23 protein-coding genes and 1 riboswitch are annotated in these 23,106 nt (G+C 63.9%); of the genes, 7 read left to right on the top strand and 16 right to left on the bottom strand.

Annotation, left to right across the window (positions count from 1 at the left end; genetic code table 11):
- Positions 1-157: 157 nt before the first annotated feature.
- The 3 genes from HF885_RS01990 to HF885_RS01980 all read right to left on the bottom strand — a co-directional run bounded on the left by HF885_RS01990 (position 158) and on the right by HF885_RS01980 (position 3,026).
- Positions 158-496 (bottom strand): thiamine-binding protein, encoded by a 339-nt coding sequence (locus tag HF885_RS01990; RefSeq protein ID WP_170103308.1) that lies wholly within the window; start codon positions 494-496, stop codon positions 158-160.
- A 52-nt stretch (positions 497-548) separates the two neighbouring features.
- A riboswitch (TPP riboswitch) is annotated at positions 549-659 on the bottom strand.
- The gene (locus HF885_RS01985; RefSeq protein ID WP_170103307.1) at positions 625-1,320 is read right to left on the bottom strand and encodes a hypothetical protein; all 696 of its coding nucleotides are present in this window, start codon (positions 1,318-1,320) and stop codon (positions 625-627) included. It overlaps the preceding riboswitch by 35 nt.
- 134 nt (positions 1,321-1,454) lie before the next feature.
- Complete coding sequence (locus HF885_RS01980) at positions 1,455-3,026, bottom strand: ATP-binding cassette domain-containing protein (protein WP_235927277.1); 1,572 nt, start codon at positions 3,024-3,026, stop codon at positions 1,455-1,457.
- A gap of 417 nt (positions 3,027-3,443) precedes the next feature.
- On the opposite strand from HF885_RS01980, the gene HF885_RS01975 reads away from it, so the two are divergent.
- Entirely contained in the window at positions 3,444-4,664 is a 1,221-nt protein-coding gene (locus HF885_RS01975; protein WP_170103305.1) for an MFS transporter, read from the top strand.
- Between the two features lie 119 nt (positions 4,665-4,783).
- Here HF885_RS01975 and HF885_RS10425 read toward each other — a convergent pair whose 3' ends face one another.
- The 10 genes from HF885_RS10425 to HF885_RS01925 form a co-directional block, all read right to left on the bottom strand.
- Positions 4,784-6,010, bottom strand: coding sequence for a Fic family protein (locus HF885_RS10425; RefSeq protein ID WP_170103304.1), 1,227 nt, complete (start codon positions 6,008-6,010; stop codon positions 4,784-4,786).
- Between the two features lie 339 nt (positions 6,011-6,349).
- Entirely contained in the window at positions 6,350-7,384 is a 1,035-nt protein-coding gene (locus tag HF885_RS01965) for an acyltransferase (RefSeq protein ID WP_170103303.1), read from the bottom strand.
- A 33-nt stretch (positions 7,385-7,417) separates the two neighbouring features.
- Positions 7,418-8,344 carry a ribokinase gene (locus tag HF885_RS01960; protein WP_170103302.1) on the bottom strand — a complete coding sequence of 309 codons (927 nt, stop codon included), beginning with the start codon at positions 8,342-8,344 and terminating at the stop codon, positions 7,418-7,420.
- Between the two features lie 2 nt (positions 8,345-8,346).
- Positions 8,347-9,093: a type 1 glutamine amidotransferase gene (locus HF885_RS01955; protein WP_090864110.1), complete on the bottom strand. Its 747-nt coding sequence runs from the start codon at positions 9,091-9,093 to the stop codon at positions 8,347-8,349.
- A complete protein-coding gene (locus tag HF885_RS01950; protein ID WP_328804307.1) occupies positions 9,086-10,435 on the bottom strand; it encodes a MurT ligase domain-containing protein in 1,350 nt (449 codons plus the stop codon). The genes HF885_RS01955 and HF885_RS01950 overlap by 8 nt, the downstream gene beginning before the upstream one ends.
- Positions 10,436-10,437: 2 nt before the next feature.
- Entirely contained in the window at positions 10,438-11,112 is a 675-nt protein-coding gene (locus tag HF885_RS01945; RefSeq protein WP_235927255.1) for an Asp23/Gls24 family envelope stress response protein, read from the bottom strand.
- A gap of 64 nt (positions 11,113-11,176) precedes the next feature.
- The gene (locus tag HF885_RS01940) at positions 11,177-11,536 is read right to left on the bottom strand and encodes a DUF2273 domain-containing protein (RefSeq protein WP_170103301.1); all 360 of its coding nucleotides are present in this window, start codon (positions 11,534-11,536) and stop codon (positions 11,177-11,179) included.
- A gap of 3 nt (positions 11,537-11,539) precedes the next feature.
- Entirely contained in the window at positions 11,540-12,418 is an 879-nt protein-coding gene (amaP, locus tag HF885_RS01935) for an alkaline shock response membrane anchor protein AmaP (protein WP_170103300.1), read from the bottom strand.
- Positions 12,419-12,574: 156 nt separating this feature from the next.
- Positions 12,575-15,730, bottom strand: a complete 3,156-nt coding sequence (locus HF885_RS01930) for an RICIN domain-containing protein (protein WP_170103299.1) — start codon at positions 15,728-15,730, stop codon at positions 12,575-12,577.
- 258 nt (positions 15,731-15,988) lie between these two features.
- On the bottom strand, positions 15,989-16,246 hold the full coding sequence (locus HF885_RS01925) for a hypothetical protein (protein WP_170103298.1): 258 nt from the start codon (positions 16,244-16,246) through the stop codon (positions 15,989-15,991).
- Between the two features lie 72 nt (positions 16,247-16,318).
- Between HF885_RS01925 and HF885_RS01920 the strand changes: the two genes are divergently transcribed.
- Entirely contained in the window at positions 16,319-17,317 is a 999-nt protein-coding gene (locus HF885_RS01920) for an IS30 family transposase (protein ID WP_206109734.1), read from the top strand.
- 132 nt (positions 17,318-17,449) lie between these two features.
- On the opposite strand, the gene HF885_RS01915 is transcribed toward HF885_RS01920, so the two are convergent.
- On the bottom strand, positions 17,450-18,589 hold the full coding sequence (locus tag HF885_RS01915) for an acyltransferase family protein (RefSeq protein WP_170103296.1): 1,140 nt from the start codon (positions 18,587-18,589) through the stop codon (positions 17,450-17,452).
- A gap of 658 nt (positions 18,590-19,247) precedes the next feature.
- Between HF885_RS01915 and HF885_RS10420 the strand changes: the two genes are divergently transcribed.
- Both HF885_RS10420 and HF885_RS10415 read left to right on the top strand, forming a co-directional pair.
- Entirely contained in the window at positions 19,248-19,496 is a 249-nt protein-coding gene (locus tag HF885_RS10420) for a hypothetical protein (protein ID WP_235927254.1), read from the top strand.
- A gap of 262 nt (positions 19,497-19,758) precedes the next feature.
- A complete protein-coding gene (locus HF885_RS10415) occupies positions 19,759-20,388 on the top strand; it encodes a hypothetical protein (RefSeq protein ID WP_235927253.1) in 630 nt (209 codons plus the stop codon).
- Between the two features lie 7 nt (positions 20,389-20,395).
- Here HF885_RS10415 and HF885_RS10410 read toward each other — a convergent pair whose 3' ends face one another.
- Together HF885_RS10410 and HF885_RS10405 are read right to left on the bottom strand one after the other, a co-directional pair.
- Positions 20,396-21,127 (bottom strand): ATP-binding protein, encoded by a 732-nt coding sequence (locus HF885_RS10410; RefSeq protein ID WP_328804306.1) that lies wholly within the window; start codon positions 21,125-21,127, stop codon positions 20,396-20,398.
- A 7-nt stretch (positions 21,128-21,134) separates the two neighbouring features.
- A complete protein-coding gene (locus HF885_RS10405) occupies positions 21,135-21,626 on the bottom strand; it encodes a hypothetical protein (RefSeq protein ID WP_170103294.1) in 492 nt (163 codons plus the stop codon).
- A gap of 68 nt (positions 21,627-21,694) precedes the next feature.
- On the opposite strand from HF885_RS10405, the gene HF885_RS01895 reads away from it, so the two are divergent.
- From HF885_RS01895 to HF885_RS01885, 3 genes are all read left to right on the top strand, one after another.
- Positions 21,695-21,925 (top strand): hypothetical protein, encoded by a 231-nt coding sequence (locus HF885_RS01895; RefSeq protein ID WP_170103293.1) that lies wholly within the window; start codon positions 21,695-21,697, stop codon positions 21,923-21,925.
- 33 nt (positions 21,926-21,958) lie between these two features.
- Positions 21,959-22,306, top strand: coding sequence for a hypothetical protein (locus HF885_RS01890; protein ID WP_170103292.1), 348 nt, complete (start codon positions 21,959-21,961; stop codon positions 22,304-22,306).
- Positions 22,307-22,797: 491 nt separating this feature from the next.
- On the top strand, positions 22,798-23,025 hold the full coding sequence (locus HF885_RS01885) for a hypothetical protein (RefSeq protein WP_170103291.1): 228 nt from the start codon (positions 22,798-22,800) through the stop codon (positions 23,023-23,025).
- The last annotated feature ends 81 nt before the right edge of the window (positions 23,026-23,106 follow it).

Here is a 23,106-nt window from a genome sequence, read left to right as displayed (position 1 = left end):
GCACCGCCACCCTGCGCCTGCGCGCGCGCCGCTCCCGGCGCTCGCGGGCACGGGCGCGCTCGCCTCCCGCCACGCCTTCCTGCCGAGAAGCGCCGTCCTTCTCGCCCGCCGACGTTGCCGTAGGCTCCGCCTTGGGCTCGCTGGAGTGGGAATCCACCTATGCCACCTCGGACTTCGCGTGCGAGAACTCGCTGTCCGTGGGATGGTACTTGCCGATCTTGTGGTCGGTCGACATCACGTCGCCGTCGGGGCGGTAGTCGATCTTCACGTACGTGGCCATCTTCTTGCAACCCGCCTTGGCACCCACGAGCTGGCAGTTCTTGACGATCTCCATGCAGGTGTCGTAGTCGGCCTCGATGGCGGTCTCGAACGGCCCCACAAAGTAGTCCACGCCCGTGGAGTCGATGTAGGCGATCACCGCGTCGACCACGCGGCAGACCTCGTCGTCGGTCGTGGCGTCCATGGGCAGAAACTGGATTGCGACGGAGCAGTTCATGTGCTCTCCCTTCCGGGCACCAAAAAGGCACCCACGTATCCGTAGGTGCCCGAACATGCGGTGCTCTGGTCCCTACGCCGGCATTACCCGGATCAGGTTATTGGGTCAGGGCCGCGTTGGGCCCATTCTCAGCCAGCGTGCGCCAGCTCCCCTGTCGTGTAGCTATGGTAGCACTCATCCCCCTCCGCCGCGACACCACGTCGCGTCATCATCACGGCTCGTGGCGCTCGGGAAAACGGCAGGTGTCGCGCAGCACGCACATGAACTCTTTCGTCATCGGCATGTACGTGGCCTCGAAGCGGCCCTGGGCAAAGCCGCAGGTATCCTCCAGATAACCCGTGACGCTTGCATACTCCCTCAAACTGGCGCACGGACTTGCCCTCGCGGGAATCAATAAGGTCGCCCACCAGGTGGAGGACGTCCTCTGGCGAGGCAGTCTCGACGTCAGAGACGGCTCCCCCTATAACGTTGGAGAACTTCTTGAACTCCCCAACAGACATGACAGGATTCGCGGCATACGCGGTGCCGCTCTTCAGAATGCGATGCATTGCGCGCAGATAGTCTGGGCTCAATGGCTCGTCCCAGGTATCCAGAACATGGTCGAACGCTCGAAAGTGGTTTCGCGCCTCCACGATGTCGTCCACCGCCGCAGTGCCCGAGAACGTTGCCCTGTCAAAAATCTGAACCGTCTGGTCATGAGTCAGGGTCGAGCCCTCGATATGGTTCGAGTTATAGGCAAAATCGCACTGGCAGGCCTTATAGACATTGCCGTCTATATGGTGGTCACGTTGGAAAACAAGCGCCTCAAGCAGCGTCCGGTCCATCCCGCTCCTCATCACGATTCGCACAAGCAGAGTAGCAACAGACAACTCTGATAAGTCTAACGAAACACGCAAGGCAGCCATCCCACTACGCGAGAAGAACAGCCGCCTCGACCGCCGCTGCATCCCAACCGCACCTACCTGACGTGCAGCACGGCGTCGCCCTCGCCCGCGCGCTCCACCTCCCAGCGGGTGCCCGTCGCCGCGTCCAGCAGTGCCGCGTCGTGCGACACAAGCAGCAGCGCCCCCGGGAATCCCGCGAGCAGTTCCTGAAGCGCCTGCGTGGAGTGCAGGTCCAGGTGGTTCGTGGGCTCGTCCATCACGATGAGCGCCGGCTTGCCAAGCATGCCAAGCGCGAGCATCAGCTTGCGCAGCTCGCCGGGGCTCGGCTCTCCGCCCTCGAGCAGGCGCGCCGGGTCGGAGTTCAGCCGCGCCACGATGCCAAGCACGAAGCCACGCTCGTCTGGCAAGAGCTCGCCCAGTCGCACCAGCGCGCCACGGCGCTCCGCCTCCGTCGGCTCCTGCGGCACGTAGCAGCACGGCACGTCAGGATCGAGCCTCGCCATCACATGGCGCACGAGCGTCGTCTTGCCGCTGCCGTTTGCGCCCACAAGGGCCACGTGCTCCGTGTTGCCAATGGTCAGAGCGGGTACGCGCAGCACGGGTCCTGCCTCGCCAGTCGTCGCGCCGTCTTCCCGCACGCCGCCGGAGGACTCGTCGCCAGCGGACGCACCGGCAGCGGACACAGCACCGCCGTCAAGCGGAAGCGCACCCGCCGCAGCGCGAAACAGCACCTTGCGCGCGCTGGGCTGCACGTCCATCCACACGCTGCCGTCGTAGCGTCGCTCCACAAACGTCGCCTCCGCCGCACGCTCCGCGCGCTCCAGGCGCGCAGCCGCCACGGCGCGGGACCGTCCCGCAATCCCGTCCTTGCCGGTAACCACGGCGCGCCCGATCTTCTCGCGCGTGTCATGGTCACGGGGGTCCACACCGCGAAGGCTCCGCCGCGACGCAGACTGCTCCGCCCGCTGGCGCCGGCGCTCCGCCTCTCGACGGATGCGCGCGGCCTCCGCCCGTGCGACGTCGCGGGCATGGGAGGCCTCGGCGCGCTCGCGCTCCTCCTGGGCGGCGCCCTCGCTCCACGTGCCCGGGCGCATGACGGCGCCGCGCGGCCCCATGAACAGGCAGCGCCGACACAGCCCGTCCAGCAGCTCGCGGTCGTGCGAAATCAGGAGCCCGATGCCGCGAAACTCCGCGAGCGCGCCCATGATCGCGCGACGCGTGGGAGCGTCCACGTGGTTGGTGGGCTCGTCCATCACCAGCAGGTCCGGGCGCTCCCACAGCGCCACGGCAACCTGCAGGCGCTTTCGCTGGCCGCCGGAAAGCTCGTCAAAGCGCCACGGCCAATCGTCCTGCACGCCCAGGCGCGCACGCAGGCGCACGGCGTCCGCGGCATAGTCGCACGCGAACTCCGTCAGGCGCGCGGGCGCCACGTTCGCGTCCTGCTCGCACATCGCGCACACCGGCCCGTGCGTGAGCGTGCCCTCGCTCGGCGCAAGCTGCCCGCACACCACGCGCGCGAGCGTGGTCTTGCCGCAGCCGTTGTCGCCCACGATGCCACACCACCCCGGCGCCAGCGCAAGGGTAATGCCAGAGAGCACGGGCTGTGCCGCACCGGGATACGTATAGCCAATGTTGGTGAGATTCATCTGCAAGGTAGGCCTCCTCACGAGGCCGACCGCCGGGTGCAAGCGCGTCATCTCGCCTACGCGGGCGAGAAGGACGTGCGTGCCAAGGAGAGCGGCTGTGCGCGATGCGCGGCACCCAGCGGACCGGCGTTGCCAATCCAATACGTGTTTGGGCGCCCGATGCGGGCATCGCTAGATGAGCAAGCTCTTCTCCCCTCCTGACCGGCGCTTGCCAAAGGCGCCGGCAACTTCACAAGCGACGCGATTCTAGCACATGTCTGCGCGGTATGCGGCGCTTCTGGGCTATAATCGTGGCGTCAATGAGCTGCCCCGCGGCGTAAGTCCAATTGATGGCCACGCCGCCCAGCCCTGACGTCCGCGCACGCCGCGCGCTGCCCCCTGCTGGACGGTCACCTCGATCCGTCTGGAGGGATTTTCTTGCACAAATCTGCAAACTCGCCAACCGTCGCACCCGCTAAGACAGCCGCCACGCCCGCACGGCTGTGGACGCGCGACCTGGTGCTCATCATCCTCGTGAACCTCTGCGTGTTCACCAACCACATCATGAGCCTCTCGACCTTCCCGTTCTACATCAAGAGCCTTGGCGGGACGGAGGCGGCCGCCGGCATGTGCGCCGCGGCGTTTTCGCTGGTAGCCGTGGTCGCGAGGCCGTTCGTGGGCTGGTGGCTGGACAACGGGGCCAGGCGCGTCGTCCTCGTGACCGGACTCGTGCTCATGGGACTGGCACCCTTGGGCTACGTGTTCGTGCCCGCGCTCAGCGCGGCCATCGCAATCCGCATGCTGCACGGCGTGGGGCTTTCGTTCTCGAACTCGACCACCGCGACCGTCGCGTCGGACGTGATCTGCCGCCCGCGCTTTGCCGAGGGCATGGGCTACTTTGGCATGGCGACGGCGCTGGCATCGGCCATCGCGCCGGCCCTGGGCCTCTCGCTCATGGAGGGACTTGGCTTCAAGGCGCTCTATGCGGCGGCCGCCGCAATCGCCGCAGCCGGCCTCGTGCTCTTCTCGCTCGTGCGCGCCCCAAGGCCAAGCGTCCCCAGAAAGCCGCTTGACCTGCGCACCATCATCAACCGGGACGCGCTTCCCGCCACGGTCACCATGCTCGTGTTCATGTTCACGTTTGGCGCGCTGGAGAACTTCGTCGCGATCTTCGCGGCGCAGAGGTCGCTGCCGTCCGGCTCGATCTACTTCCTGGTGATGTCCGCGATGCTGCTTCTGGTGCGCATTACGCTGGGCATGCTCGTGGACCGGCGCGGCGAGGCGTTCTTTGTGTACACGTGCAACGCGGCGATGCTCGTGGCGTTTCTGCTGCTTGCGATGGCGCCCAACGTCGTGACGTACGTGGCCTCCGCGGCGCTCGCCGGTTACGCGTTTGGCGGGCTGGAGCCGTCTCTGCAGTCCATGGCAGTACACACCGCAACAAGCCAGACGCGCGGCTCGGCCAACTCCACGTTTCTGTGCGGGTACGACATCGGCTACGGCCTGGGCGGAGGCGTCGCGGGCGCGCTCATCACGGGCGTGGGGTACTCCGCCATGTGGGCCACCATGTCACTTGCCTGCGTCGCAAGCGTCGCGGTGTACATCGCGTGGGCGAGAAAATCCGACACGTCGTTCTCGAAGGCGCTCTCTGGCAGGTAGTTGCAGTCGCAGGCGGCCGTGGCCGCAGGTAGTTTGCCGCCAGTCGTCGCAATCGGCTGGCCGGCGGCGGCGTGGCATGCCTGCGCCTGACGGCGCGAGCCTGCCCCAGCATCGTCGCGTCATCCCTCGAGCAGTCGCCTGCCGTCCGCGCTCAGCTCGAAACGCAAGGGGCGGCCACCTACCTGGCTCACCAGGCTCTTCTCCACCAGAGACCCAAGGTGTTTCCGCGTGGACTGGCGTCCCATGCGCATATACGCCGTCGCCTCATCCAACTGGATGGCTGGGAACGCGGCAAAGAGGTCGTGTTGGACCAGAAGATACAGAAGCTCGCTCTCCCTTTCGGTCAGGGCAAGGTCCGAGCCCGCGCGGCCCAGGAGGTCGTGGCACTCGCCAAGCCTCTGGCTCTTCTCCCCCAGGTCCGCGATCAGGCGGTCTTGGACACTCGAAACGTACTCGAGCATCTGGATCAGGAACGGTGTGAGCTCGCCGTGGTTCATGGGCGCCTCTACGTCCTGGAAGGCCTTGTAGTAGGGACTCCTGTTTTCCGCAATCTCGCGCGAAAGGGAAAGCGAAGTGAGCGCCGAAAGGGGCTCGCTCAGGTACAGCGCGAGCAGATAGCGGCCAGTCCGCCCGTTCCCGTCGTAGAACGGGTGGATGTACTCGAACATGAAGTGCGATGCGATGGCAGAGTACAGCTGCGGCACATCCGGTGAGGCCGTGAACGCAAGCATGGCGCCAAGACCCGCCACGATTTCGGCCTCGGTCTGGGCGCCCTCGTGAATCGGGTTTCCCCTCTTGCCTATGACCTCCACGCCGGACCGCCTGAAGAGCCTGCCGTCCGGCGCGTTCTTGCCAAGGTCCTCCCCCGCCATGACCTGGTCGTATATCGCACGGATGTCCTCGGGGGATTGCGGCGGCATGGCATTACCGTCCGAGAGCCCCAGATACAGCTTCGCAAGCTCGCGAAACCTCTTCTGGCCCATGTGTTCGGACGCGGGCGACGACTCCAGAAGCTCGTTTATCTGCTTGCGCGTGCTACGGATACCCTCCAAGTCGTTTGTGCCCACGACCTCGTCAATAACGAGGCTGCGCACCAGCGCGCCGCGCGCGATTGGGGGGATGGCCGTCTGCAGGCTTTGCACGACGCGCTCCTTGCGAAGCACCTGCTCGCTGAGGACGGAGAGCTCGTGCGGAAGCGCGATGAAGAGCTCGCCCGTGGCAGTGTGCATTCCCGTCCTGAACGTGGAATCCGCGCGCATGCGCTCCGCGGCCAGGCGCTCGTTGTTGGCAAACCTGTCGCTGCTCGCATCCATGTAGAGCAGCTTCATGAGTGATTTGTATGCCACGTCGCACCCCCTAAAGCATAGATATGTCCATAAACTATATCTTAGGAAGTCTCATCTGCATTCTTATTTGTACAAATCGGCATATTTTACAAATATGAGAAGAATGCTGACTCCGTATTTAACGTTTCTCTCGCTAAATGCAAACACGGAGCCAGCACCCCGAGAATCACCCATTCTAGATCTCCCGAAAAGCTCGTTCCTCAAATAGCGAACGGTTCGTTCCCTAAATTACGAACGACTCATTCCCTAAATTGCGGACACTACGCTCCTCAAACCCCAACCACGGCCCTCGGACATGGTGGCGTCACGGGAACCATGGCCGCGCGCGAAATCTCAGCCCTAAATCTTGTCCCTAAACCCCGGCAGCAACCTCAGTGCGCGGGTCAGCACGACGGAGCCCAGCACGCCCGCCACAAAGATGCCCGCCTGCAGCGCGGGGACGGAAAGCGCCCGGTAGTCAATAAACCAAATCGCCAGGTGGCCAAAGAGCGGGTGCATCAGGTAGATGCCAAAGCTGTCCCTCGCAAGCGCACGGGCCACGGGATGGCGCTCCATCGGCACGTCGAGCATCCTGCGCAGCAGCAGGAACACGAGCAGCGCGTACGGCATGACAACGCCATACTGGGGAAGCGACAGCACGCCCGCAAGGGAGCCCGCAGACAGCGCGTTTGGCAGGCACGCGAGCACGAGCGACGCAAGGCCGGCCGCCACGACGCGCCAGTCAAGCTCAAGGTAGTTGTAGGCATAGTAGCCCGCTAGGTAGTATGCGACGGACGCGTCCAGCGTCACAAAGCGGTACAGTCTCACGCCCAGCACAAGGTTCGCCGCAGGCACCAGCGCAAGCAGCGCCCACGCCAAGAGCACGACAAGTCCCAGCTCGCGCCGGCCGGCATCCCGCACAAACGGCCGCAGCACGGGCGTGAGCAGGTACAGCCCGATGAGCGCGTACAGGTACCACAGGTGGTCCCAGGACTTCCCCTCCAGAAGGTGCATGAGGGACGTCCCCACCATGGGCGGCGTCAGCGCATACGTACCCGCAGGGCCGGGATTCTTCGCGACGGTCTCCATAAGGCAGAACGCAAACCCAACCGTCAGCAGGACGAACGCCATCCGCCAGATGTAGCGCCCCACCTTGCGAAGGGGCATTTCTCGCCCAGGGTCCAGAATCAGCGCGCCGGACATCATGAAGAACACCGGCACCGCCCAGCGGGCAAGCGGAATCTGCACGATGCCCTCGACCCAAAAAAGCGTTGGATGCGCGGCGGCAAGCCCGGGCGCCAGCTCAGTCGCGCGCATCGCGTGCAATGCGACGATGGCGAGGGCCCCCAAGGCCCTCGCCCACTCAAACCAGTCGATTGTCCGCCTGCCCGTCAAGCCAAGACCGTCGCGTCCGCGCTAGAAGGGCGGCTACTCGCCCTTGTAAGCCTTCATGAACTTCTCCACCTCCGCGAACGTGGGCATCGCGGCCTGCGCGCCCACCTTCGTCACGCAGAGGGCCGCGGCGGCGGAGGCGTACACCATGCTCTCCTGGATGTCGCCGCCAAAGCAGAGGTGGGCCGCCAGTTCGCCCACGTACGCGTCGCCCGCGCCCGTGGTGTCCACGGTCTCGACGGAGAAGCATGGCACCTTGACCATCTTGTCGTCCACCAGCGTGACCGATCCGCGACGGCCGAGCGTGATGACGGCGTGCCCCACGCCGCGACGCTCGAAGAAGCGCAGCGCCTTCTCGCGCGAGGCGTCGTCCATGCAGCTGATGCCGCTCAGGAACTCGCACTCGCCCTCGTTGATGCACAGGACGTCCAGCGCCTGGTACACCTCCTCCGGGATGCTGCGCGCCGGCGTCGCGTTCAGGATGGTGAACAGCCCATTGCGCTTAGCGCACAGGATGGACTGCATCGTGGCCTCGAGATCGCAGCCCAGCTGGCACAAGAAGACGTTGTCCTTGCCCGCAAGGCCGTGGATGGCGGCGCGCACCTCCTTGTACGTGATGGTGGCGTTCGCGCCCGGGTCGTACACGGCACGGTTGTCGCCCTCGCCGCGCATCACCAGGCCGATTCCCGTGTGCTCGTCCGCAGAGAGGCTCACGTTCGAGCAGATCACGCCGTGCCGCGCGAGCGACGCCATGAGCTCGCGGCCATAGGCGTCGTCTCCCACCTTGCCCACCATGAACGTGTCCGCGCCCATCCTGGAGCACATCACGGCCTGGTTTCCGCCCATGCCGCCGGGCGTGGTCAGGAAGTCGCTGCCCACGGCGGTCTCTCCCCTGTGCGGAATGGCGCGACACTTAACGGACATGTCCATGCTCAAGCTACCGAAGACGATGACCTTCTCCATGCTCACTCCTCTACCTCGCCCGCCATCAGGCGGTCGTACATTACCTTGTTGGCCGCAAGCTCCTCCGCGTCGTCCAGGGGCTCCAGCTCACCACTACCATACTTCCTCTGCAGTGCGCGCGCTATCAGGTAATCCGCGACGCCCGGGTTCTTGGGCAGGAGCGGCCCGTGCACGTACGTGCCCACGACGTTCTTGTACAGGCAGCCCTCGTAGCCGGACTCGCCGTCGTTCCCGTGGCCGTACAGCACCTTGCCCATCGGCTCCACGCCCGGCCCCAGGTGCGTGCGGCCGCCGTGGTTCTCGTAGCCCACGATGGGCTGCGGGCTAATGCGGCTCTCCACCGCGATGTTGCCTATCAGCCGGGGCTCGCCCCGGTCCGTGTACAGGTCCACGAGCTCGAGCCCCGGGACCTTCTCGTCCCCCATGAGGTAACTCTCGCCCAGCAGCTGGTAGCCTCCGCAGACGGCGCCCAGCACGCCGCCGTCCTCCACGTACGCCTTCAGCTCCGCCTGCTCCGCCAGAAGCTTGTCGCACACGATCTTCTGCTCGCGGTCCGAGCCTCCGCCAATGAAGACGATGTCCACGCCCGAGAAGGACGGGCGGTCGTCCACGTGGACCTCCATCACCTGCGGCTCTATGCCGCGCCAGGCCATGCGGCTCTTGAGGACGAGTATGTTTCCCGAGTCGCCGTACAGGTTCAAGAGCTCCGGGTACAGGTGGGCGATTCGCAGGGTCCTGCCGCTAGTCATGACGCTCACCCATCCTCTCGAGCTCGGCCTTCGCCGGCCAGAGCGCGCTGTAGTTCGTGAGCACGTACAGCGGGCACGCCAGCCCCATGTCGCTGACGCGGCCCAGCGCGTCACCCACGCTGCCCGCGATGTCAGCCTTGATGCCGGCGTACTTCAGGCGCACCTGCACGTCGTTCGCACGGTGCCCGCCGCAGACCACGCGGATGTGCTCCGCCGCCAGCCGCTCGAAGTCAACGTCCCAGATCCAGCTGATGTCCTTGCCGTCGTTGAAATCGTCGTTTATCACGAAGTACGCCGCCTTCTCGCGGTCGTCCGCAAGCAGGAGCGAAATGTTCTGGTTGAAGCCGGTGGGGTTCTTCGCAAGGTTCAGCACCACCTCGCGACCGCCCACCTCAAAGTGCTGCAGGCGCCCGTTTTCCGGGTGGTAGCCGTCGAGCGTCCGCTGGAACTGCTCGCCCGTCACGCCCGCAAGCGATGCCGCGGCAAACGCGGCCAGCAGGTTGTACGCCATGTACACGCCGCCAAAGCCCGCCCTCAGGTGGACCTTGCCGTCCAGCCCCAGGCCCTCGACGTCAAACGACACGCCGGTGCGGTCAACGCGCACGCCCGTCGCCCTGAAGTCAAGCTCCGGGCGCTCGAAGTCGCCGTTCGGGCAGCGGAACTTGCCCAGCTGCGCGTACGAGCGCCACTCGTACTCAAGCTCGGCGCCGCACACCTGGCAGAAGCGCGCCTCCGGCACGCGGTCCGCCGGCAGGTGCAGGTCCTCGTCCACGCCAAACGCGAGCACCTTGGTGCCCGCCTGCGCCGCGCGCCGCGCCACGCCCATGCTCAGCGGGTCGTCGCCACACACAAGCAGCGTCGTCTCCGGGGACGACCCCAGCGCCCGCACGATCGTGTCCTGCACGTGGTCGATCTCTCCCGCACGGTCCAGCTGGTCGCGAAACAGGTTCAGCAGCACCAGGTAGCGCGGGCGCAGGTTCGGCAGTATGTGCACCGTGGAAAGCTCGTCCGCCTCCATCACGGCCCAGTCCGCACGCTTCCCGGGGAGAAGGGCAGACGTCACGCCCGCGGCCATGTTCGCGCCCGCGCGGTTGCACAGCACGGTGCTGCCGGCAGCCTCTATGGAGGACGCCAGCACGTTGTTCGTGGTGGTCTTGCCGTTCGTACCGCATACCACGATGGCGCCCTTGCGCAGCTTGTGCGAGAGCTCGCCCATCAGGCTGGGGTCGATGCCCAGGGCAATGCGCCCCGGCAGCTGCGATGCGCTGCGGTGCAGGACGCTGCTCAGTCCCCAGTGGAAAAGCCGCCCCGCACCCACGGCAACGGCCGACCTTGCCCCCACGGCTACTCCGCCGCCTCGTCGCCGGCGGCGGTCGCGGCCTCGGCAGCCTCCGCCAGGGCCTTGTCCTCGGCAACCTTCTCGGCCTTGTTGCGCGCGGCGACCTCGTCGGCCGTCAGCACGTCCTCGATGCGCAGGTTCACTCCTGCGACGGAAAGCCCCGTCATGCCCGTGACGTTCTTCACGACGGCCTTCTTCACGTCCTCGAACACCTGCGGGGCGTACGCACCGTACTCAATCAGCACGCTTATGTTCACGCGCACAGACGCGTCCGGCGTCACCTCCACGCTCACGCCCTTGCGCGAGTCGCTCACGCCGATCACGTCCTGCACGCGGTTGAGCCAGCCGCCCTTCATACCGATGACGCCCGGCACGTCGTGCATCGCGATGGCCACGATCTTCTCGATCACGCCGTTGCTGAACGTGAGCGAGTCCTCGCCGTCCAAGTCCTCCTCGGCCGCAGCCTCGGCCTGCTCCTGTGCGGCGTCCTGGCTCGCCTCCACGCTCGCAACTATGGTCTCGGGCTCCTCGCCGGCCTCCGGCGCCTCCCCTGCCGCAGAGTCATCGCCCGCGGTAGCGACATCCGCCGCCGAATCGTCACTCGTCTCGTAGTCGGCTACGGCGGCGTCCTCCGCAGGCTTCGCCTCGCCAAACTTCCTGGAATTCCTCTTGTTGGACATTGCCCTCTCCTCTCGGACGGGTCGTTCCGTATCGGTCGCCGGCGCGCGCCGGCCTCGGTCTTTACTACTCGCCGTCGTTGCCAAAGAACTTGCGGACGGCCTTCACCACGGTCGGGTTCCCGTCCAGGTACTGCCCAATGGCCACGCCCACCAGTACGCACAGCAGCACAAAGAGCGTCCGCAAGAAGCCGATGGCAAACACCAGCACCGCAACAATCAGCCCGCAGATGCCGCCGAACACCGCGTTCTCGTGCCCGGGAAAGTTGCCAGAAAGCCATGCCGCAGTCGCCTCGCGCGCATGCGAGAAGGGATTGCCCCCTTTGCCGCCGGCCCCGCCGTTGGCAGCGCTTCCGCCTGCGGTCGCTCCGTTGGCACGCTCGTCCTTCTCGCCCTCTATTGTGAGCCTGGGCTTGGTGTCCGTCATGCTCTACTCCTCCCCCGTGGTCTCGCTGTCCTTGCCGGCATAGCGGGCCATGGGAACCGTGATCTCGGATCCCTCGACTTCTGGCGCATCGTTGTTAGATTTCGCATCGCCCTCAGCCGGAGCTGACGCCGGCGTCGACGGCGTTGCGTCGGACGCAGCATCCGTACCGTCGCCCGCAGCCTCCGGCTCCTTCTCGGCAGCGCCATCCGCCGGCGAATCAGCCGCCGCCGTCGCAGCCTCGACAGGACCGTCGTCGCCACTTGAGTCGGCAGCCACGGTTGCAGCCGTGTAATCGACGGTGCTCGAGGAACTCGCACCCAGGTCGCTGGCCGCAAACGCGTAGTCGTCGGCCGGGGCCGAGGTCGGGGCGTACTCCGCAGCATTCAGGAACTCCAGGTCCACGCTGTCCACGTTGTCGCCGCACACGGTCGTGAGGCCGGCAACCAAGCGGTCGTGCAGGTCCTTGCCCGCTGCCACGGTGTCCACCGTCATCAGTGGCTGCACGCGGGCAGCCACGCGGACGTGCCCACGCTTCTTGGCCCAGACGCTCACGCGCTTGGCGGTGTAGACGCCGTCCTCCTCGATCACGTGCGTCGCCTGCGACGCGATGGCGTCGCGCGTCACGGTGATCTGGTCGCCGCCCTCCTTCGCCACGATGACGGTCTTGCGGTTGCGCTTGAAGACGGACCTCAGCAGGCAGATCAGGCACCCTAGTGCCGTGACCAGCACCAGCGCCTCCACGGCGATGTAGTACTCGTCCACCCCTAGAAGGGCCGTGGCCTCGCTGGTCCACGGGCCAAACCACGGCAGGACCAAGGCCGTCAGGGCCAGAAGTCCGGCCAGGCCAAACACAAACAGGCAGAGCCGCTTGAAGAACCCCATAAGACACCTTCCGCACGTACGCCACCCGGCCAATCGAGTCGCTTCCTAGTAGGATACCCCAATGCGACGCACGCAAGCATCCTCCGCATGATGCCAAGACGAATGCGGTACCCACCCACAGGAGCAGGCACCGCACAACGCGTCAGATTCCAAATCCTACCCAAAGATCCTGATGACGCCCCTCGGAGTGCCATACGCCCAGACACTCGATATTCTCACGCTCTGGCCAAACCCCGGCGCCTCGATGATACGGTCACCACCAATATAGATGGCGATATGCCCGTTCCAAGAAATGAGGTCGCCCTTTTGACGCGCACCGATACCAAGGTGCATGCCCTTCCCGCCGTTCCAGAAGTTGTTGGCGTCATGGCTGTGCCAACCATTGTTTCCCGTGGCATAGTGGGCGTACGGGTTGAAGTCGTACGCCCCGGTACCCAGTCCAAGGTTCATGCCGCAAGCATATGCGCACTGCATGACCAAGCCAACGCAGTCCACACCCACACCCGGAGCGCATGCATAGTTCCAGCGATACGGCGTACCCAGATAGTCGTATGCACGCCGTACGAAGGCGTTGATAACCTGGTCACGGGTGTCTTCGATACCCACCGACGACGGGGACATGTACCTGAAGATTCCGCTCGCATAGGGAGACGAGGGGACGTTGTACCAACTAACCTGATACATCCAACTGGGGTTTTGCCAGCCCATCTTCGCAGGGGCAGCCGCCTCGATCAGGACCCACGACTGTGCCGCGGTTCCGTTAGAGTGCCATATCTGCACGTTTGCCCCGTTAGATTTGGATGCGCCCGAAATGTCAAGAACGACGTCTCCGAGCACGGACCGAATCTCGAGGCCCGATTCGCCCATGGTAAAGCGGAACCTCTGCGCCGAGGACGAGGACCGGTAGTACTGCTGAACATTCGTGCCGTCTGCAGTGCCAGCCCCACTCACATCCAAGTTAAGGTCGGAGTTGCAGTTGGTAATCGTGAAGCTATCCCCTCCCGCAGACCTTATCCAGTACCTCTGCGCAAGTGAGCCGTTGCTTGCATACGACTGTACGTTTGAGCCCGCGCCTTTGCTGCCGCCCGCAACGTCGAGCCTCTTAGTCTGGTCCAGAGTGGATGCGATCTCATAGAACCCGGCCTTAATACCCGATGTCGTAGCCGAGAAGAGCCACGATACGACGTTGTCTGCTGCCATCTGGACGCCAGACAGAACGTTCTTGAGAACATATCCGCCCGTCTCGCCCCAATCGAGGTTCCACCTGCTGGAAGAGCCGGCATCCTTCTCCATCTTGGCACCGCCGGCCTCGGAAAGATAGAGACCGGAGTTGCTGGCCTGAAGAGTATACGAGCCATCCTTCTGCCTACGAGTCCACCAGCTTTGCGCCCTAGACCCGTTTGGCGTGTAGGTCTGCACGGCAACGCCCTCTTTGGTGGACCCACCGGGAACGTCCAACACCTTTCCAGTGCCAAATGCGGTAAGTGTCTTCCATCCATCCGCCAGTGCGGGAAGCGTCGCCTCCCCAAAATCAAAGAGCTGAGACTCGTCCCCAGGGTTCACCTTAGCCGTTGTAAGGCCCCCGTCTGGCTTGACCGATAATGCAAGACCGCTCACCTCGGATACAATTCTGAAGGCCTTGCCAGTAGGGTCGCCGACTATGTTCCACCTCTGTCCGCTCAATCCCCACTGCTGGATTGATGCACCGGGAATTACCACACGGTCAACAACATCCAAGCACCTTCCGCTTTGGGCGTTCCTAACCTCATAGAAACCGTCGGAATCGAGCTTAACGCGCCACGCCTGAGCACCCGTACCGTTTGCGGCATATGTGCCGACCGACGCGCAGTCAAATAGACTGCCGCCGCTTACATCCAACACCTTTCCGCTCTTCGCAGATCTCACCACATATACACCGTCTGAAACAGAGCGTCCTGCAGCCGTTACTTCGGGGCATGCTCTCCATACATGCCAGGACTGGGCCGTCGTATCGTTGGCATCCCACAGGGCGACGTTAGTGCCGTTAGTCATGTTCGCACCGCTCACGTCCAAGACAAGGCGATAGTCGAGAGCGGAGTGCAGGACGATTGCATCGTCTTTCTTTTCAGCAATCCATTTTTGCGCACCCGTGCCATTCGGGTCGTACTGGTCAACATTCTGCCCACGTCGCGCGTTGCCGCAGGAAACGTCTAGCGCCTTTTGCGATCGAACGTTAACGAATGTCACATAGCCAAGTTCGTCGACGCTTGCACGCCACATCTGCGCACTCGAACCATTCGCGCGCCACACGTTTGCGTTCGCGCCGTTCGCAGTCGATCCCCCACCTATTTCCAGCACCACACCGGAGTCTGAACCCTGTATCACATACGTGTCCGACGGTAGAATCTCGCCTCCTGCATTGAGAGCGGCAATATCCCCCACTTCCTGCCGCACAAACTCCCATGCTTGGGCCGCAGTTCCGTTTGCCGTGTACAGCTGAACATTTGCACCCTTCGCCGTTGAACCCGCCCACACGTCCAAAACGAGGTCGAATCCAAGTGCCGAGCGAAGACGGAGCGCCCCGTTGCACTTCTCAACCGCCCAGCGCTGTGCGGCAGTCCCGTTTGGAGAATATTGCTGCACGTTTGCGCCAGGCTTTCCCGAAGCGCCGCAAACATCTAGAGCCTTCCCCGACTTCAGATTCTTCAATGTGATGAAGCCATCGTCGTCGACGGTCACATTCCATTCCTGGGCAGCAGTGCCGTTCTCTTCCCACAGCTGTACATTGGCGCCATCTGCACCAGACCCGCCACTCACGTCAAGCGCCTTACCGCGATTCTTTATTGCATAGGTGCCCGCCGAGACGATGGCGCCACCTTTATTGTCAGCGGCTATTTCCGCCAGTGTTCTTGGCTCATTATGATTGTCACTTACAACGGAGGGCAGGGATTGATCCGCAGGTGCTCTTGAAGGCTTAGCGACTATTCCCCCGTCGTTTGATAACGTCGCCTTAGACTCTGCGCCAACCATATTCCTTTGTTTGCTCGAAACATTATTGGCACTCTCATTTTCGGGAGAAGCCTCACCACTTGCCAGCGCATTCGCTTCACTGTCGACGTCCTCAGCCGTGGCGGTTACCGAAAGCTCTGAATTGGCGTCACTCGACAGCGCATGCCCCATAGAAGAGGCGGAGGTATTGTCCATTTGGACAGCAGCCTGGTCCTCGGCAGGCTCCTTTGCGAGTGCAACTCCAGCGGGGGATATCGCAATGGACAGCGCAGCGGTTATTGCCGCTGCCGCGATATGGGAACCGTGCTGATAATTCTCCGTCACAATAATTCGTCTCCTGTCATGGGAAAGAAAGACTCATCCAGCCCAAATGAAAGTACTAAACAGTGGACTTCAGCAAGTCTAAATCACAAACGCGCCGCATAAGACGGTATTTGTTCTCTTCCGACATACTCCTTACGTCCGCACCTTCGGCAACGTCTTCCGCCGGACATCCGCTGTTGCCACCGCGGCCTCGTCAGAGTATTGATGTTCACCAAGAAGTGACGCAAATGGGATGGCGCCTCTTTTCCGCACCATCCCCTATTGCACAGTTTGCGTTGATAAAACACACCCAGGCTGCACGCGTGCGGCCACCCGCACGTGCCCGCGCTTCTTGGCCCAGACGCTCACGCGCTTGGCCGCGTAGGCGCCGTCCTCCTCGATCACGTGCGTTGCCTGCGACGCTATGGCGTCACGCGTCACGGTGATCTGGTCGCCGCCCTCCTTCGCCACGATGACGGTCTTGCGGTTGCGCTTGAAGATGGACCTCAGCAGCGTGAATCCACACTCCGAGTGCAACGGAATATCGTAAGGTAGGCGGCCCATCGCCGTCCTGACATGGTGCTTGCGAACAGTCACGAGGAGGCGGCGATGGACCGCTACGACCATCTTAGCATCACCGAGCGCGAGGATATCATGCTGCTCTGGCGCGACGGGGAGGGCGTCAGCCAGATCGCGCGCGAGATCGGCAGGGACAAGTCGACGGTGTCGAGGGAGATACGCCGCAACGGCTGGGCGAACCCCAGGACGGACAGGCCCTCCTACCGGGCCTCGACGGCTCAGAGGAGGGCGGACGAGAGGAGGGCGAGGTGCCGCAGGCCGCGCCTGCTGGACGACCCCGGGACCAGGGCGCTCGTGGCGCGCCTCGTGCGCGACGAGAGGTGGTCCCCCGAGCAGGTCGCCGGCAGGCTCGCCAGGGAGGACCCCGCGCGCTCGGTGAGCGACACGACGACATGCCGCGCGATCGCCAGGGGCGACCTCGACCGGGAGATGCCGGGCGGCCGGGCGGCACGGCGCTTCCTCAGGCACCGCGGCAGGAGGCGCCACGCGTCGGGCGAGCCCAGGGGCGCGTACGGGGTGCACGTCACGCACGAGATGTCCGAGCGCCCGCCCGTCGTGGCGCGCAGGTCCCGCATCGGGGACTGGGAGGGGGACACCGTCGCCGGCCGCGAGGGCGGGGCGTGCCTGGTGACGCAGGTCGACAGGAGGTCCGGCCACCTCGTGGGCGGCAAGGCGGCCCACAAGACGAGCACCGAGGTGGGAGGGGTCACCATGGGCTCCCTCGCCGGGATGGTGGTGCGCACCGTCACGGTCGACCGCGGGAGCGAGTTCGCGTGCGCCGCGAGCCTGCAGGAGGGCCTGGGCGCGCCCGTCTACTTCTGCGACTCCCACCAGCCGTGGCAGAAGGGCACCAACGAGAACACCAACGGGCTCCTGAGGGACTGGTTCCCGAAGGGGAGGAGCCTCGACGACGTCACCGACGAGGAGGTCCGGGAGGCGTACGACTCCCTCAACCACAGACCTCGCAAGCGCCTGGCTTGGAGGTGCCCCTGCGAAGTTTACTTTCACCGATCGTTGCACTTGCTGTGAGGATTCACAGCACAGTACCGCACACTAGTCCTACAGAAAGCAAGAGTATCTACCATAATGCACGCACGGAGCGGTAGCTCTCGTCAAACAAATAATCCCCTCATTGAGCAACGCGTTCAAGAGGAACTTGATCTAATTCTCCCCTAGAGTATTGCGTCGAATGTAATGCGATAGTTTGCCCTCAATTGTTTCAAGGCAAACCTGAACCCCCTTTAAGATCGTAGCATCAAATATTGAAGCAAGAATTAATGAAAGCCCGTACGACATAAACACTTGAAGCACCCACGCAACAATCGACAGGAATACGCCGCATCCATGAGAAGCGAAATACTGGAATAGGCCTATCTTCTTGCTAACAAAAGAAATCACTGTGTATTGTATCAAGTAGACAGTATAGGAGCGCTTTGCGGTCCACAAAAGGAAGCGACGAAACTTTTCGCGTCGTATTACCAGCCTATTAAATACGAAGAACGTGGCTATCGTTGAAAAAATCCACAACGGATTTGGATCATCACGATTAAAGCCAATAAGTGGCAAAATGAAACTTATAGCCGTCGCAATCATTCCTAACAGAAGAAAGGAATTGTATCTTTCTTGCTTCAAGCCTTCCATTCGTTTAACAAGATATCCAAGTATAAAGTAGATAAAGTATCTTGACCCCGGTATCACACTAACAGGAAGCATTCTCATCAAATTGCTAACTACGGAAGCTTTTGTAGTCATATGCATACGCATAAAAACCTGCATAGCTATCGTAGAGATAGCCCCCCAAGCCGCTGTGATAAAAAGTATCCTTATTGCAAGTCTAATATGCACATCGCTCAGTTGCTCCAGCATCACATACAGCAAGGGTGCAATTATTAAAAATGGTATTAACTCTGGTATAAACCACCATTCTGAGAACAAATACTCATGGTGAAAAGCCACAAATGATTTCAGCGACTCTTCTCTCCCGAGATAGACTTCATATATATAAATTGGAATAATGTATATAATTATCGGAACTAAAACGGTTCGGAATTTCTTAGAAAGATACTCTAAATAGGAGCCTTTCAATGGTTTAATAGAGAAATACCCTGAAAGACAGAAGAATACTGGATCGCAAAGGAGTAAAGCTTCATTTATCGCTATCGTAATAGCATGGCTCTTTACTACTGAATCCAACATTGATGTTGAGTGAATCACCAGCACAAGGAACATGGAAACTGTTCTCAATAAATCCCAGTTTGACAAGCGATTTGATTGATGCGGAGCGTATGTTTGCTTCAACATGTTCACATCCAATTACGAACAGCACGAACAAAAGACTGCATTAAGCCGTTAGGAATTAAGAGCCAGAGAGTACAGACGAGAATCAATGTAATGAAACTCTTATTCGGTTACTGGCGTCAATCCCCATCTCCAGATAATGAAAACACCATGAGCTTATCTAAGATTAATATTTAAGAATTAAGTGCGTCAGGGTGAAATGCATTTTCGTAACGCCAATTCCCACATGCCAGTGCGTGCTATTTGGCAACTACTAAAACCTCGGGAAAAACAGTACTAGCGAAGTATTTTGTATTATCTCCATCGGGCTTGATGGTGGAGTCGAAAAAGCTGAGGGGGGGGGTAACGAAAGTCCGTACCAAACGACAACGTTTGGAGGACGGGATGCATGAATACAACAGGGGATCAGGCCCGTCAGGCTCTACATCAAGTACGGCTTCAAGGCCACGGCAACAATACGGGAACTTTGATACCCCAGCCGAGTACAGCTGGTAAGCTAGTACTGAGAGTGGCGGGAAAACGTAGTGTTAGCGCCGGGCGACTTTAGCCACAAATATTCGGAACAATTTGCCAATCCCAGTCAACGAAAAACGGCCATCACGCCCCCTCACGACCCCTAAGCTGGTGTTGCCAATGCGCCGGCGCTAGGAGGACTATAGAGGTGAACGAGAGACGCGATGACCTACAGGAGATTATAGACAAGGCCTTGGAGGAGATGGCCGCCGAGGCGGGCGACGGGTTCGACCCCCAGGCGTGCAACCTGGCGGAGTTCTGCCGCAGGACGGGCCTCACGAGGTCGAAGGCCAGGACGATCAGGAAGCACGGCTTCAGGGCGCTCCCGCACGGTAACAGCGGCCGGAGGGCCGAGGTGACGGTGCTCACGGGGCGCACCGGGCCCGTCGACGACTAGCTCCGCAGGGGAGTCACCAACTCGCAGGTGATCTACGAGAGGCTGCTCGGCCAGGGCTACGAGGACGGCCTCACCGCCGTGAAAGTGTACGTATCCGGCCACAGGGACCTCGTCCCCGCAAGGCGGAGGACCGTGGCACCACAGGGGAGCCGCGGCCAGAGGTTCAGGACGGGGCCCGGCGAGGCGTATCAGATGGACTGGGGCTTCGTCACGGTCGTCCGTCGGCCCAGGCGGCACGGAGTACGGGATCGCGTGCTTCGCGATGGTCTGCCACCACTGCGGCAGCTTCTGCGTGGAGTTCTTCCCCAACGCGCGGCAGGAGAACCTGCTCATAGGGATGCTCCACGCCTTCATGGCCATGGGCGTCCCCGACGAGGTGCCCGCGGACAACATGAAGTCGGTCGTGACTGGGCGCGACCTCGACGGCAGGCCCGTCTGGCAGCGCGACTACGCCGCCTTCAGGGGGTGCGTCGGCTTCCGCACCAGGCTCTGCGGGCCGCGCCAATCCTTCACCAAGGGCAAGGTCGAGCGGCTGATCCGCTTCGTGAAGGGCAACTTCCTCGACGGCCGCGACTTCACCGACATCACCACGCTCAACGGGGAGGCGCTGCCGTGGTGCGCGGAGCAGGCCGACAGGCGGAGGCGCGCCGTGGCCTGCGTGCCGTCCGAGGAGCACGCGTCCGCCTGCCTCCCGGCGGCGCGCCCGCTCGAGGTGACCGACGAGGTCGCGCTCTGGCTGTGCCCCAGGCGCAGGATCACCTTCGACGGCTTCGCCGGCTACGAGGGCCGGAGGTTCGGGGTCCCATACTGGTGTGTTTTGTCAACACGATTTGAGCAGAATGGTCACCAATTTCCGGGCAGTTCGTCCACGCGTTCTGGGCATGCTTTCTGAGCAGCTCTCACTGCATCAGCGCGTGCCTGACGCGGTAGGACTCGCCGCGGAACCGCGGGAGCCTCCCGTGGTGTACGACGCGGCCTGTCACGGCCGCGGCCATCCGGTCGTCCCCGAAGACCGAGCCCCACCTGGAGAACTCGAGGTCGGTCGCGAACACGACCGACTGCGTCTCGTAGGCCTCGGAGACCACCTGGAAGAGCGGCCTCGCCCCGTCGGCGTCGAGCGGGAGGAGGCCCAGCTCGTCTATGACCAGGAGCTCGGCCCCGCCGGGCCGGGCGGGCTCGCGGCCGGGCCTCCCGTCGTCGCGGGCGCGGCGCAGGCGCATCACGAGCGAGGAGGCCGCGAGGAGCCTGGCGGGCCGTGCCCGCTGGCAGGCGAGCGCGCAGGGCGCCTCCGCCATGTGCGTCCTGCCCGTGCCGACGTCGCCCACGGGCACGAGGTCCTCGCGACCGCCCGGGAACGAGAGCGAGAGCAGGTCGTCCCTCCCGAAGCCGTCGGGCCACCCGGCCTGCCCCCACTCGTGGCCGTCGAAGTTCTTGGCCCGTGGCAGCGCGCAGCGCCTCAGGAGGTTCGCGCGCTTCGACGCCTCCCTGCTCGCGCACTCGGCCCCGGGGTAGCCCGCGAGGTACTCGACCTGCCTGGGCGTGCCCCTCCGCGCCCACTCGGCGAGCACGGACCTCGCGGGCGAGCACCTCCTGCCGGCGGCGACCACCCTTGCGGCGAGCCCGTCTGCCACGGCCACCTCAGGCCGCCCCCCTTCCGAGGAACCCGTCGCAGGCGGACGGGTCGGGGCCCGCCGCGCCCTCCTTGCCCCCCGCGGCGATGCGCCTCGCGAGAATGTCGCAGGAGGCCTCGTCCGGCACCCTCCCGCCGGCGAACACGCGCTCCCCGGCCTCGCAGGCCGCCCCGAAGCCCGCGACGCCGGCGACCCTGCCGAGCACCCGGGGGGCCCGCCCTCCGTCGGCCTTGCCGCAGCGGTCGATGGCCCCCGCCGGACCGTCCGGCACGTCCCTCCGAATCGTGGACTCCCCGAGGGCCCTGGGGCGGGCGACGAGGGCGGGCGTCGGCGAGACCGGGCTCCCCGCCGTCTCGCCCTCGCCGAAGCTGCGGGCGAGCGTGGCCACGTGCCTGCCGCGGTCGGCGGGCACCTCCACGGTGCGGGCGCGCACGCCCACCAGCAGCTCGCGGCCGTGCCATGCGGGGCCGGCGCGGCATGGGTTGCCGTCCGCTCGCACGTACGCGCTTGTCGGCGCGCGCGTGCGCCCACCCGGCCGCGTCGAACGGCGTGCCGGGCAGCGCCAGCATGCCCGCGAGGCCCTCCGGGAGCGCCTCCGCTGTCCCCCTGCCCTCCCTGTTCCTCGCTCCGGCGCTGGTGCGGCCGCAGCCGGTCGCGAGCCTCCCGTCGGGCCCGTCCGGCGAGTCCGCCACGGGGACCGGGACGAGGGGGTTGCGGCGCAGGAAGCCCACGGCGTTCCCCGCCGACCCCCTCTCGTTCCCGGAGCGGGGGTCGCGGCAGCGGCTCTCGCAGCGGTAGTGCGCCCGGAACCGGGAGAGGAGCCCCGACTCCGTGACCTTGCCGAACGCCATCCTGCCGGCCTCGGTGGCGTCGTCGGGCACGAGCAGGCGCGGCGCGCGCCCGATCCGCCCGAAGACCGCCCCCGGGCCCCGGCAGAAGACCTCGGCCCTCTCGCACGGCAGGGCGACGCAGAAGCGGGCGTCGGGGTGCGGCAGTGTCGCCGCCAGGGGCCTCGGGTCGACCGTGCGTCCCGCGACCGTCGCCCGGAAGTTCCCGAAGTCGACCTGCGCCGTGCCCGGCGCCCGCCCGGGCTCGAGGTACCCGTCCCTCGGCCCCTGCGCGTGCTCGCCCCTCCAGGCGGCCACGTACCTCCCGGTCGACGAGCGCGAGCCCTCGTAGCCCATCTCGTCCACGGCCCTGTCGCAGGCCCCCTTGGCCGCGTGCCTCTGCTTGCGCGGCACCGACAGGTCCGCCCCCGGGATCGCGTCGACCCGGCGCGAGAGGCCGTCCGTGGCCGGGCGGGCCCTCCTCCGGACCAGCGGGGGCTCGGGCGACATGTCCCGCATGTCCGCGTACTTGGCGACGGTGTTCCTGCCGGCCCCCAGCTCGCGGGCGATCCGCGACCTCGGCACCCCGTCCCCGTCCATCCTCCCGATGTCCCCTTGTCCGCCTGGGACACGGTCATCTCCCCTTCCTTCCCGGGGCGGCACTCGGCAAAGTCGGCGCCCCGGGAGAACACAGGCCTGGCCGTGTCCCTGACGCCCCGGGGCACGGCCAGAATCTGACCAGACTGCTCAACTTTTCCCGGCCACGGCGCTCGGTTCCCGATGGCCATTCGCGTCACTTCTTAGTGAACATCAACAACTGGTACGAGCGGCGGGGACTGCCGCGTGAGCCGCGAAGGTGGCTACCTGCACATATACAGCGACGACCTGGCCCTGGAGCTGGCCGTGCACGCCGTGACCTGGGACCGGCGCGACAGCTGGTGCGAGGGGCAGTGGGCCGACGCGCAGCCCGAGGAGCTTCCCAGCCAGCCCGTCACCACTTCGATCTCGCGGGTCGAGCTCGCGCCCGGCAAGCCCGCGTTCGCCAAGTTCGACTTCGGGAGGTGGGCGTGATGGGTGTGTTTGATAGCCTCCTAATTGCACAAAAAAGCAGAGCGGCTTTTCACTCGTGAGCATGAAAAAGTTTCACAGATA

Origin of the sequence: Parafannyhessea umbonata (assembly GCF_012844235.1) — a bacterium.
Classification (GTDB): domain Bacteria; phylum Actinomycetota; class Coriobacteriia; order Coriobacteriales; family Atopobiaceae; genus Parafannyhessea.
This window is presented reverse-complemented; position numbering and strand designations above follow the sequence as displayed.